This window comes from Pseudomonas sp. ICMP22404 (assembly GCF_006227205.1).
Lineage (GTDB): Bacteria > Pseudomonadota > Gammaproteobacteria > Pseudomonadales > Pseudomonadaceae > Aquipseudomonas.
The window spans coordinates 236,437-249,421 of sequence record NZ_VCNG01000010.1 but is presented as its reverse complement, the minus strand read 5'-3'; the positions used below and the strand labels follow the sequence as shown (position 1 = coordinate 249,421).

At 61.3% G+C, this 12,985-nt stretch carries 6 protein-coding genes; all 6 read left to right on the top strand.

What is annotated here, in order from left to right:
- Nucleotides 1-30: 30 nt before the first annotated feature.
- A complete protein-coding gene (locus FGE05_RS18780; protein ID WP_175362517.1) occupies nucleotides 31-1,116 on the top strand; it encodes a flagellar basal body P-ring protein FlgI in 1,086 nt (361 codons plus the stop codon).
- Nucleotides 1,117-1,126: 10 nt separating this feature from the next.
- Nucleotides 1,127-2,434 (top strand): flagellar assembly peptidoglycan hydrolase FlgJ, encoded by a 1,308-nt coding sequence (flgJ, locus tag FGE05_RS18775; RefSeq protein WP_139647277.1) that lies wholly within the window; start codon nucleotides 1,127-1,129, stop codon nucleotides 2,432-2,434.
- A 10-nt stretch (nucleotides 2,435-2,444) separates the two neighbouring features.
- Nucleotides 2,445-4,511, top strand: coding sequence for a flagellar hook-associated protein FlgK (gene flgK, locus FGE05_RS18770; RefSeq protein WP_139647275.1), 2,067 nt, complete (start codon nucleotides 2,445-2,447; stop codon nucleotides 4,509-4,511).
- 13 nt (nucleotides 4,512-4,524) lie between these two features.
- Nucleotides 4,525-6,090 (top strand): flagellar hook-associated protein 3, encoded by a 1,566-nt coding sequence (locus tag FGE05_RS18765; protein ID WP_139647273.1) that lies wholly within the window; start codon nucleotides 4,525-4,527, stop codon nucleotides 6,088-6,090.
- A 182-nt stretch (nucleotides 6,091-6,272) separates the two neighbouring features.
- Nucleotides 6,273-9,851 carry a glycosyltransferase gene (locus FGE05_RS18760; protein ID WP_139647271.1) on the top strand — a complete coding sequence of 1,193 codons (3,579 nt, stop codon included), beginning with the start codon at nucleotides 6,273-6,275 and terminating at the stop codon, nucleotides 9,849-9,851.
- A gap of 74 nt (nucleotides 9,852-9,925) precedes the next feature.
- On the top strand, nucleotides 9,926-12,847 hold the full coding sequence (locus tag FGE05_RS18755) for a TIGR00180 family glycosyltransferase (RefSeq protein WP_139647269.1): 2,922 nt from the start codon (nucleotides 9,926-9,928) through the stop codon (nucleotides 12,845-12,847).
- Nucleotides 12,848-12,985: the final 138 nt, after the last annotated feature.

Here is a 12,985-nt window from a genome sequence, read left to right as displayed (position 1 = left end):
CTTAAGCGGTTGAACCTCAAACAGCTGTTGATGGGTGCGTTGGTGATGTCGGCAGCTTTCACTGCTCATGCCGAGCGCCTGAAGGACATCGCCAGCATTTCCGGCGTGCGTTCGAACCAGTTGATCGGTTACGGCCTGGTTGTAGGTCTCAATGGTACCGGTGACCAGACCACCCAGACCCCGTTCACCCTGCAGACCTTCAACAACATGTTGTCTCAGTTCGGCATCAAGGTGCCGCCAGGCTCGGGCAACGTCCAGTTGAAAAACGTCGCGGCGGTATCGATCAGTGCCGATCTTCCGGCGTTCGCCAAGCCCGGTCAGCAGGTGGATATCACCGTGTCGTCCATCGGTAACTCCAAGAGCCTGCGAGGCGGCACCTTGCTGCTGACGCCGCTCAAGGGTATCGACGGCAACGTCTACGCCGTCGCTCAGGGCAACCTGGTGGTGGGCGGTTTCGACGCCGAAGGGCGCGATGGCTCGAAGATCACCGTCAACGTTCCGTCGGCCGGTCGCATCCCTGGCGGTGCATCGGTGGAGCGTGCGGTGCCGAGCGGTTTCAACCAGGGCAACAGCCTGACGCTGAACCTCAATCGGTCCGACTTCACCACCGCCAAACGCATCGTCGACAAGATCAACGACATGCTCGGCCCAGGCGTGGCCCAGGCCATCGACGGCGGCTCGATCCGTGTCACCGCGCCCCTGGATCCGAGCCAGCGGGTCGACTATCTGTCGATCCTGGAAAACCTCGAGGTCGATCCGGGCCAGGCCGTGGCGAAAGTCATCATCAACTCGCGCACCGGCACCATCGTGATTGGCCAGAACGTCAAGGTTTCGCCGGCGGCCGTGACCCATGGCAGCCTGACCGTGACCATCACCGAAGATCCGATCGTGAGCCAGCCGGGCCCATTGTCCAATGGGCAGACTGCCGTCGTGCCCCGTTCGCGGGTCAATGCCGAACAGGAAGCCAAGCCGATGTTCAAGTTCGGCCCGGGCACTACCCTGGATGAAATCGTCCGGGCGGTGAACCAGGTCGGCGCGGCGCCGGGCGACCTGATGGCGATTCTCGAAGCCTTGAAGCAGGCCGGCGCGTTGCAAGCCGACCTGATCGTGATTTGAGGAACGGGCCATGGATATGCGCAAGGGCGCTTTGATCAGTGGAGATTCGGGTTCCTACTCGGACCTGAATCGCTTGAACCAGCTCAAGGTTGGCGACAAGAACAGCGACGGCAACCTGCGCAAAGTGGCCCAGGAATTCGAGTCGCTGTTCCTTGGCGAAATGCTCAAGTCCATGCGCTCTGCCACCGAGGCATTGGGCAAGGACAACCCCATGAATACGCCTGAGGCCAAGCAGTATCAGGAAATGTACGACCAGCAGTTGGCCGTTTCCATGTCTCGCGAGGGTGGCGGTATCGGCCTGGCCGATGTCCTGCTGCGCCAGATGTCCAAGAACAAACCGCTGGCGCCGGGCGAAGCGGCCGCTGCGTCGGCTGCCAAGCAGCAAGAGGCGCTGGACAAGGTCAAGGCAGTGCCCACCCCGGTGGCTGCCGGAACAGTGCCCACCAATGGACCTTTGTCGCGCCAGAGTGGCCAGCGTCCGCTCTGGGCTTCGCGGGCCGTCAACGCACCGCAGGGGGCGGGCGAGGGTGGTCATCGTAACGACATGGAACTGCTCAACCAGCGTCGCCTGGCCTTGCCGCCGAAACTGGCCGACCGTCTGCTGGCCGGGCTGGTGCCTTCGGCATCGACCAATGCCAATACCGATGCGCCGGCGCAGAATATCCGTTCGGATCGCGCCGTCACCGCCGCCAGGTCCGCCTCCGGCGAAATGGCCAATGGCGACTGGCTGGCCGCGCTCAAGGCCTCCGAGTCGAGCGGGGACATGCAGGTCTATGGTCGCGCCGTGGCACAGCCACCGCTGGCGCCGGCCCGCAAAGCGTTCCGCGATGCCGACGAATTCGTCAACGCCATGCTGCCCATGGCCAAGGAAGCGGCGGCGCGCATCGGTGTCGACCCGCGTTACCTGGTGGCCCAGGCCGCCCTGGAAACCGGCTGGGGCAAATCGGTCATGCGCCAACCCGATGGCAGCAGCAGCCACAACCTGTTCGGTATCAAGGCCAGCCAGAACTGGAAGGGCGATTCGGCGCGGGCAATCACCAGTGAGTTCCGCAATGGCGAGATGGTCAAGGAGACGGCCGAGTTCCGTTCCTACGCCTCGTACCGCGACAGTTTCCATGACCTGGTCAATCTGCTGCAAAGCAACAGTCGCTATCAAGCTGTGCTGAAGTCGGCCGATAACCCGGAACAGTTTGTACGCGAGTTGCAAAAGGCCGGTTACGCCACCGACCCGCACTACGCCAGCAAGATTTCGCATATAGCCCGGCAGATGACCAGTTCCCAGAACTACGCATCCGCAGGCGCCACCACGACTTTATAAGGTCTGAACCATGAGTTTGCTCAATATAGGGATGTCGGGTCTGTCAGCCAGCCAGACCGCGTTGGTGACCACGGGTAACAACATTGCCAACGTCGATACCGCCGGATATTCGCGTCAGCAGACCGTGCAGACCACCAAGGCCTCCAATCAATACGGCAACGTGTTCATCGGCTCCGGCACGACCCTGGCCGATGTTCGTCGGGTCTACAACTCCTACCTTGAAGCACAGCTGAAGACCACCACCTCGCTCAACAGCGATGCGGCGGCTTATCAGGGGCAGATCACGCCTCTGGATTCGCTGCTCTCGGACAGCGGCACCGGCCTCAACGGCGCGCTGACCAAGTTTTTCGCGTCGGTGCAGAACGTCAACGCCAAGCCCGGTGACGATGCGTCCCGCCAGTTGCTGCTCAGCGATGCCCAGGCCCTGAGCAATCGGTTCAACTCTATTTCCAGTCAGTTGACGGAGCAGAGTTCGAACATCAATAACAACTTGTCGAACATGGTCAGCCAGGTCAACGACCTGGCTACCACCATTGCCCAACTGAACAAGAAAATCGCCGAAGTCTCCAACACCGGCGGCGCGCCCAATGATCTGCTGGATTCCCGTGGCGAAGCCATTCGCCAGCTGTCGACGTTCACCGGCACCCAAGTCGTGGAGAACGGCAGCAGCCTGGACATCTACCTGGGTTCCGGCCAGCCGCTGGTGATGGGCACTATCGTCAATACCCTGCAAGCGGTGCCGGACAAGAACGATCCGGGGCGCATGGGTATCCAGCTCAACAGCGGTTCCAGCTCCATGGACCTCACCTCGGTGCTCACCGGTGGTGAGATCGGTGGCCTGATGCGCTACCGCAGCACCGTGCTCGACCCGGCCATGAACGAACTGGGCCGCGTCGCCCTGGTGATCGCCGACCAGATGAACACCGTGCAGGCGTCGGGCATCGACATGAACGGTGCCTTTGGTTCCAACCTGTTCAACGACATCAACAGTGCCGCGCAGATCAGTCAGCGCAGCGTTGCCGCGCTGGGCAACAGTGCAGGTTCCGGCAATTTCAACGTGGCCATCACAGACGCCGGCCAGTTGACCACCAACGACTACAAGGTGACCTTCACCAGCGGGACCAACTACACCGTCCAGCGCCTGCCCGATGGCTCGTCGATGGGCGCGTTCAGCACCGCGACCACGCCACCACCGGTGATCGACGGCTTCTCGATGACCTTCGCCAACGGCACCGCGGCGGCTGGTGACTCGTTCAAGATCACGCCGACCCGCAATGCGGCGGGCAACATCAAGACCGAGATGACCGACTCCAAGCGGCTGGCGATTGCCGCGCCACTGGGCGCAGCCATCGCGGCGGGCGGCAGTGGCACGTTGACCATTCCGGCCAGTGGCCAGCCGACACTGACGACCAGTCTGGACATCTACGACGCGGCCACGACGACCGTCATCCAGAACGGCATCAAGACCTCCATGCCGGTCAAGGTGTTGTTCGGGGCGACCTCCGCCGACGGCACCAGCCAGGCGTACCAACTGCTCGATGCCCAGGGTAACGAACTCAGTAATGGCACGATCACTCCTGGTCAAAGCAACACGTTGAACCTGAGCGTTCCGCTGAAGGACGCCAGTGGCAACCCGATCATGGATTCGTCGGCGCCACCGGTGCAGCGCACTGTCAGCTTCGCCATGTCCATCGCTGGAGCACCGTCCAACGGTGCCGCCATCAACGTCAGCGTCAGCAAGGCGGGTAGCCTGGACAACCGTAACGGCACCATCCTGGCCGGTCTGCAGACCGCCAAGAGCGTCGACACCGGTTCCTCCAGCGGCGGTATTTCCCTGAGTGATGCCTACGGCAAACTGGTGGAAGGCGTGGGCTCCAAGGCGGCCCAGGGCAAGCTCGACAGCGCTGCCACCGGCGCGATCCTGAACAACGCCAAGAACGCCCGTGACTCGCTGTCAGGCGTGGACCTGGACGAAGAAACCGGCAACCTGGTCAAGTTCCAGCAGTACTACACCGCGTCTTCGCAGATCATCAAGGCGGCGCAGCAAATCTTCAGCACATTGATCAACAGTCTTTAAGGAGCCGTAGCCCATGCGTATCTCTACTTCCCAGTTCTACGAAAGCACGGCTGCGAACTACCAGAAGAACTTCGCCAATGTGGTCAAGACCAGCGAAGAAGCCAGTAGTCTGGTACGTATCAACACCGCCGCCGACGATCCGGTCGGTGCGTCGCGTCTGCTGCAACTGGGCAACCAGGCTTCCATGCTGTCCCAGTACGAAACCAACGTCAGCACGATCAAGGCGACCCTGGGCACGACTGAAGCGGTGATGACCAGCATCAATAACGTGCTGCAGCGCGCCAAGGAACTGGCTGTAAGCGCCGGTAACGCCGGTTATACCGACTCAGACCGTAAATCCGTCGCTTCGGAGCTGGGGTCGATCGAAGACCAGTTGCTGAGCCTGATGAACACCAAGGATGAAAACGGCAAGTACATTTTTGCCGGCTCCAAGGGCGATGTCGTGCCGTTCACCCGCAACGGCGATGGTAGCTACAGCTACAACGGCGATCAGATGACCCTGGACCTTCCAGTGGGCGACACCATGTCGATGGCCACCAACAGCACCGGCTGGGAAGTGTTCCAGCAGGCCATCAACACCAGCCGCACCCAGGTCACCATGACCGCTCCGGCGGTGGACGATGGCCGGGTGGTACTGACCAACGGCCAGGTATCTTCCGCCGTTACCTACAACAGCCAGTTCCGCAGCGGTGAGCCGTATACCGTAGAGTTCGCCAGCGGCACCCAGTTGAAAATCACTGATTCAAGCGGTAACGACGTGACCGCCGAAGCCAGCCAGGGCGGCGTCATCACGCCCAATACCCAGGCCGGGCAGAACGTGAGCTTTCGCGGCGTCGATCTGACCCTGAACGTCAACCTGAAATCCGGCGACGTCGCCGGCACCGTATTGCCCGGTCACACATTCACCCTGGCCGCCAAACCCGACACATTCGCCGTGGCGCGTAGCCCGGGCAACTCCACTGCGACGCAGATCACCGGCAGTCAAATCACCGATCCGGTTGCCTACCACGCCAGTTTCCCGACGGGGTCGGCGGTGCTGAAGTTCACCAGTGCCACGGACTTCGAACTGTACGCCGCGCCGCTGACCAGCAGTAGCCAGGTGATTTCCAGCGGAACCCTGGCGGGCAACGTCGCCACCGCTTCAGGGGTGAGTTTTACGCTCAATGGCGCACCGGCCGCCAACGATCAATTCAGCATTGCGGTCAATACCCACGAAACCCAGAACATCCTGGATACCGTGAACCAGCTGAAGGCTGCGTTGAGCACACCGATCGAGGGCGACGCGATTGCCGGTCAGAAAATGCTCGCGGCACTGGCTTCCGGCATCGGCAACCTGGCCAGCGGTACAGATCAGTTGACCAGTGGGTTGAGTTCGGTCGGTGGTCGTGGCCAAGCGCTCGATAACCAGTCCGACACCAATCAGAGCTTTGTCCTGGCCAACTCCCAGACCCAGTCGGCGATCCGCGATTCCGACCCGGCCGAGGTGATGACGCGCCTGACGTTGCAACAGACCATGCTGCAGGCATCGCAACTGGCGTTCAGCAAGATCACGCAACTGGGGTTGTTCAACAAGATCTGATGAGCAGGTAACGCCGCTCGTTTGAAGTATTGGCTGTACCTGTGGCGAGGGGATTCATCCCCGTGGGGCTGCGTAGCAGCTCCACGACACGTGGTGCAGGATTGAGGGCCGCTTTGCAGCCCAACGGGGATGAATCCCCTCGCCACAAGGGTCGGAACACCGCCCGGCCGAGAGTCTTTCGCGTGAAACCAACACCTCTTGTCAGCATCGTCATCCCCGCATTCAACCCTCGCTTTTTTCGCGAGTCACTCAAGAGCGCTCTGGACCAGGACTACGAAAACCTCGAAATCATCGTGTGCGATGATTGCCCCGGTGACGACATCCGCCAGATCGTCGACGCTTTGCAGGACGCTTCCAGCGTCGCGGTGCGTTATCTGCGCAATCCCCAGCGGCTGGGCTTCCAGCAGAATCTGTTGCGGTGCCTGGAAGAGGCGAGCGGGGAGTACATCAAATTTCTCTGCGATGACGATCAGTTGCTCGGAGCCTGCGTGCGTCAACAGGCGCAGGCCCTGGACGAGCATGCCGATGCCCGGTTGGTCATCAGTAAGCGCCACTTCATCGATGCGGACGGCTACGTCTTGCCGATTCGCCTGGAGAACGTCGGCATCGCCCTCTTCGAAGGGTTGTACAAGGGCGACGACCTGTTGGCCTACATCGAGTCCACGCCACGCAATATCTTCGGTGGCTTCTCCGGCGCCATGATGCGCCGGGTCGATATCGAGTCCTTATTGCCAGCATTGGCCCAGGCCGGTCAGGGTTTTGTCGCATTGCTCGACCTGGCGCTGTTCATCTGCCTGCTCCGACGCGGCAACCTGGTGGAGCGGTGCAGTCTCGACAGTCTCGAACGGTTGTATCCGCAACGGCTGTCCCGCCGTCCTGACATGGTTGATGCCGCACCCGTCGAATGGACGTGGCTGGCCCAGATGTTGGCTGAACGCAGTGGTGAGTCCGCGCCAGCGTCGGGCTGGATCCGCTATCAGACCCTCGATCAGGTCAAGCCAGGCCAGCCTCACGACTGGGAAGAGTTGAACCTGAATTCGTTGATGGCCAGTCGACAAGCCGTCGTCGGTTATCAGGTCGGCACCGACACTGAGAGTTACGATGAGCTTTATGCCCAGTGGCTGGACTGTCGGCGGTTTGACGCGGCGCGCCAACGGGTGGTTCTCCATCAGGTTGAACTCTGGCCCCGGCGCCCGGGTATCGTGCCGGTGGTGTTCGATTTCGAGGAAGACGCCGAGGCGGTGGCGCTGACCCTCGAGAGCATCGCCGGGCAACATTATGCCAGCGAGCCGGTGCTGCTGTTTTCCAACGGTCGCGGCGCGATCGAAGGCAATGTGCTGCGCATGGCGCTGCCCACCGACTGGGTGCGTGGCCTCAATGACATGCTGCCGCGACTGGACGGCGCCGACTGGTTCTATCTGCTGCACGCCGGTGACCGACTGCGGGAATCGGCCTTGCTGGTGCTGGCCGAGCGGATCAATGCCATGCCCGGTATCGCTTGTGTCTACAGCGACGAAGGCGCGCTGGAGGACGGCAAGTCTTCGGAGCCGGTCTTCAAGCCGGATTTCAATCTCGACCTGATGCGAGCCTACCCCTATGTGGGCAGGACCTTGGCCTTCGCTCGTGAGCGGGTACAGTTGCTGGGTGGCTTCGATGCGAATCTGGGTGAATTGGCGCCCCATGACCTGATCTGGCGCCTAGTGGAAACCCAGGGGCCGCAGACCATCGAACACCTGGCGGAAATCCAGGTGGAATCGAACCTGGCCTTCGCCCAATGGCTTTCGCAGCCGCAGGTGATCGAGCAGAGCCCCAGGCTGGTGGCGGCGCATCTGCAACGCCTGGGCGTCGAACATCGTTTGCATCCAGGGCCGATGCCGTTGATCCCGAGGATCGAATACCTGCACCCCGAACGCCCGCTGGTGTCGATCATTATCAGCGTCAAGGATCAACTGGCGGCGCTGGAAAATTGCATCAGTAATCTGCTGACCGCTACTGCCTACGAGCATTACGAAGTCATCGTCGTCGACAACGGCAGCGAAACCGCCGAGATGCGCAACTGGCTGACGGCCATGGCCGAGCTGGGCAGCGACAAGTTGCGGATTCTTACCCCGGACGAATTGGGCAACGAAGCGCAGGTGCGCAATTTTGCCGTCGCGCAAGCGCGCGGCGATTACCTGCTGTTGCTCAGTCCGTTCTGTGTGACCCATGACGCGGCCTGGCTGGACGAACTGCTGAACCATGCCCAGCGCCCGGAAGTCGGAATCGTCGGCCCACGGACCCTGAATCTACAGGGGCAGGTTATTGACTCGGGCCTGGTGTTGGGCCTCGATGGCTTGGCCGGCCGGCCGTTTGCGAACGAGCCGGTCACCGCCGGCGGTTACATGCAACGTTTGCAGGTGGTGCAGAACTGGAGTGCCGTGAGCGGTCATTGCCTGTTGGTGCGCAGGGCGGTATTCGATACCGTCGGGGGGCTGTCGCCTGCCATTGAAACGCCAGGCATCAACTTCCTCGAGTTATGCCTGGAGGTCGGCAAGCAAGGTTACCTGGTGGTGACCACGCCTTATGCCAACGTGGTCCTGACACCCTCTGCCGGGAGCGCGCGTGAAGCGTCCTGGAAGCAACGCGTGGAACAAGAGCAGGAGTCGTTCTATCAGCGCTGGTTGCCCTGGATCGCCAACGATCCGGCCTACAACCGTAACCTGAGCCTGGCCGGCAACAGTTTTGGCCTGGCACCGGGCCAACGCACCGGCTGGAATCCTTTATACAGCCGTCCGCTGCCTTCGGTCCTGGGTCTGGCCCTCAACAGTTCCGCCATCGGCCATTACCGCGTGAGCCAGCCGCTGATCGAACTGCGGGCAACCGGACGGATCGTCGGGCGTGTGTCCTATGAAATGCCTTCGATCATCGAGATCGAGCGCCAGTCACCGGATGTAATCGTGCTCCAGGGCCGCTACAACAGTGGCAAGTTCAACGACATCATCCAGGTGAAAACCTATTCCAACGCCATGCGCATCTACGAACTCGATGACTATGTGGCGAACATTCCTGAAAAGAACGATCACACCCGCAACATGCCTGACGACATCGTCAACCTGCTGGAGCGCGGCATTGCCCTGTGTGATCGGGTGGTGGTGTCGACGTTCGCCCTGGCGGATGCACTGTCCGGCCTTCATCACGATATCCGCGTGGTGCCGAACATGCTGGCGCCGCATTTGTGGCATGGGATTTCCAGCCGGCGTCGTACGTCGATCAAGCCCCGGGTGGGTTGGGGCGGCGGTACCAGCCACCGGGGTGACCTGGAGATCATTGCCGAGGTGGTACGCGAGCTGGCCGATGAAGTCGAATGGGTCTTTTTTGGCATGTGTCCGGATTCCCTCAGGCCTTATGTGCATGAATACCATGGCGGGGTCCCGCTGTTGGAGTATCCGGCCAAACTGGCGAGCCTGAACCTGGACCTGGCCCTGGCCCCGCTGGAACAGCACATTTTCAACGACTGCAAGAGCAATCTCAGGCTGCTGGAGTATGGGGTTTGTGGGTACCCGGTCATCTGTACCGACACCGAAGCCTATCGAGGTCATCTACCCTGTACCAGGGTAAAGACCAACAGCACGCAGGAATGGCTGGATGCGATCCGCATGCACCTGTCCGACCCGCAGGCCAGTTATCGGATGGGGGACCAGCTGCGCGAAGTGGTACTGCGTGATTTCATGTTGCGCGGCGACAACCTGCGCTATTGGGCCGATGGCTGGTTGCCGGATTGACGATCCGGCCAGTGCCGCAACGTGTCACGAACATAATGCCGCCGATTGGGCGACTCGCTCGTTAAGGAATTCATATGCAACGCAGTATTGCCAATGATTCATCCGCTCTGTTGAACGAGCGTTTTACCCTGGTCCTGTTATCACACGAGCAACCGCAGGCGTTGCGCCGGGCGTTGCGTTACTACGCTGATTACCCCTGTTCCCAACTCGTCCTCGATTCGTCCGCCGAGCCGGATGCCGACAGCGTCGCGGCATTTTCCGGTGTGCGTTATATGCATCGAGCCGAGGCCGGTCACTTCGCCAACAAGCTGCGCCAAGGGCTCGAACATGTGCAGACGCCCTACCTGGCGATGATTGACGTGGACGCTTTCCTGCTGCCGGAGGCCCTCGACCAGTCACTGGAATTCCTGGCCGGTCATGACGATTATTCGGCGTGCCAGGGTTATGCCCTGACATTCGAAGCCCATGCTTCCCATGTCGACTATTACCGCAGGGATCGCAAGGGCGTCGAGGACTTCGCCGACCCGTCCGCCCAGGAGCGCCTGGCCGCGTATGCCGGGCATTGCCCTTCATTGATCAATGCCGTCACCCGGACCGAGGTGATTCAACGCTGGTATGCCGCATTGCCGGCGGATTTCGATCCGGCCTGGCAGGAACTTGGTCATGGCTGTGCGCTGATGGCAGCGGCCAAGGTCCGTGTTCTGCCGATCCCTTATGGGGTGCACGCCCTGGAAAGTCCTTCGACGCTGGAAGCCAGTCAGTTGGCCGCTGTGCTGAGCTATCGTGATGGGGCCACCGTAGCGTTACGTGAACGCTTGGTGACGGTCCTGGATTCGACGTTCGGGTTGGGTCAGGGGGCGCCGTCGCAAGCGGTGGAAAGCCTGGAGGAAATTGGCAACTACCTGAGTCAGCGTGCAGCTTTTGCCCTGGCCAAGCTCTTCGAGGCGGCTTGGCACTCGCAGTTGCAAGGGCCCATCTGCCGTTTCGAGCCGACGCAGTTCGTCGAGCTGCCGTTCTACAACCAGCCGTTTTTCGAATCCCTGTCCAAGCTTGAATTCCTGATGCACGCGATACCTGCCGGGCGCGTGCAGTTGAAGGAGCTGGAAGCGGTGCTGCTCAAGCAGAAAGGGCTGGCACGGCCGCAGCGCAACACCAGTGCCGAGCCACTCAACGAACGGCTGCTCAAAGCGTTCATGCTCAATGCCTTCAATTGCGATGTCGTGAACCAGTTGGCTGTCCTGCTCGAGGAAGGTGGTGCTCAGGTCGAGGCCGAGCGGTTGAGCGAGTGGGCGCAGCGCCTGGAGAACGTGATGCTGCAGGACCACTTCAGTCTTTTCGAAACCATGCGGTCCGGCCGTTTGTTGCGCTGGCTCGATGGGCGTGAGCCGAGCACCGGACAGGCCCAGCAGATCAGCCAGTACCTGGCGCGCCACAAGGGCGGGCCGACTTTCGGCATCCTGCTCCTGGACCTGGAGGCGGATTTCTCCCGGTTGCAGGCCACCTTCGACAGCGTGATCAACGGTGCCTGCCGGGCATTCAAAATCGTTGTGTTCACCACCGGCGACCTGCCGGCCGAAACCACCGTTCAGAACACCCTGCATTTCGTCAAAGTCACCGGAAGCAACTACGTCGACAAGATCAATCAGGTCGTTGGCCAGATCGATTGCGACTGGGTGGTCCTGGCCGAAGCGGGGGATGAGCTGACGTCGTCCGGTCTGCTGCATGCGAGTCTGGAGCTGCTCGACGCACCACAATGCCGGGCGGTGGCGATGGATGAATGCCAACGCCAACCCGACGAAACCCTGGTCGATGTGTTCCGCCCCGGCTTCAACCTCGATCTGTTGTTGAGCGTGCCGTCATTGATGGCGCGGCATTGGCTGGTTCGCCGTGAAGTGCTGGTGCAGGCCGGTGGCTACTCGCGCGATTTCAAGGAGGCGCTGGAGTTCGAACTGCTCCTGCGCTTGATCGAGCAGGGCGGCATGGGGGGATTGGCGCATCTGGACGAAGCGCTCTTGGTTTGCCAGGCAGTAACGGAGGGCGACAATGCCGACGAGCGCAAGGCCTTGCTGCGCCACCTTGCTGCGCGAGGCTATAAGGCTGATGTCGGTTCCGTGGTGCCGGGTATCTACAAGATCGACTATCGCTTTATCGAGCGCCCGCTGGTATCGATCATTCTCCATGGCGAGGGCGAACTGGTGACGCTGCAACGTTGCATCGTCAATGTTCTTCAACGTACTCGCTACCAACGTTTCGAGTTGCTGGTGGCCGAGCATCCGGTCCATGGCGCGGCGCTGAAAGACTGGCTCCGCAGCCAGGGGCACCAGGCCAGTCGCGTACGCTTCATCGAGGTGGAGCCTGGGCTTGCCACGGCGACGCTGATCAACCAGGTCAGCCAGCAGGCCAAGGGCGATTACCTGCTCACCCTGGCGGTGGACAGCGAAGTCGTGAACGTCAACTGGATCGAGCTGTTGCTCAATCATGCCCAGCGTCCGGAGGTCGGTGTGGTCGGTGCCAGGCTGATCGACCGGCAGGGGCAAATTACGCAGGCAGGCCTGGTCCTGGGCCTCAACGGTGTGGTGGGTTCGGCTTTCGTCGGCGAACCTGCGGATGCCCGGGGCTATATGAACCGCCTGGTGGCGGAACAGAACTGCTCGGCAGTGTCCTTCACCTGCCTGATGATTTCCACGCAGCTGTTCCAGGCACTCGACGGTGTAGACGATACAGTGTTCGCCGAGGGGCTGGGGGATGTGGATCTTTGCCTGCGAGCCGCGCAAGCCGGTTACCTCACGGTGTGGACGCCTTACGTCCAGGTCGTCAACCCGGGCAGCTTGTCGTCCTCGCCCGAGGCTTGCCAGGCACTGCGCGGCAAGTGGCAGGAAGCCTTGGCGCATGACCCCAACTACAACGGCAACCTGGACTTGACCGGTTCCGGCTACACCCTCGGTCCGGTGACCCAGGTGCCGTGGTCGGCGCTCATCGGACAGGCCGGCGCGTAAGGCATCGGTTCTACGGCCGGCTGAATCACCGCCATCGCGAGCAGGCTCGCTCCCACAGGGTTCTACTGTGCCCCTGTGGGAGCGAGCCTGCTCGTGAAAGCAGTCAATCTTCTTTTTTTCTTCCCTCCCTGAATTCCC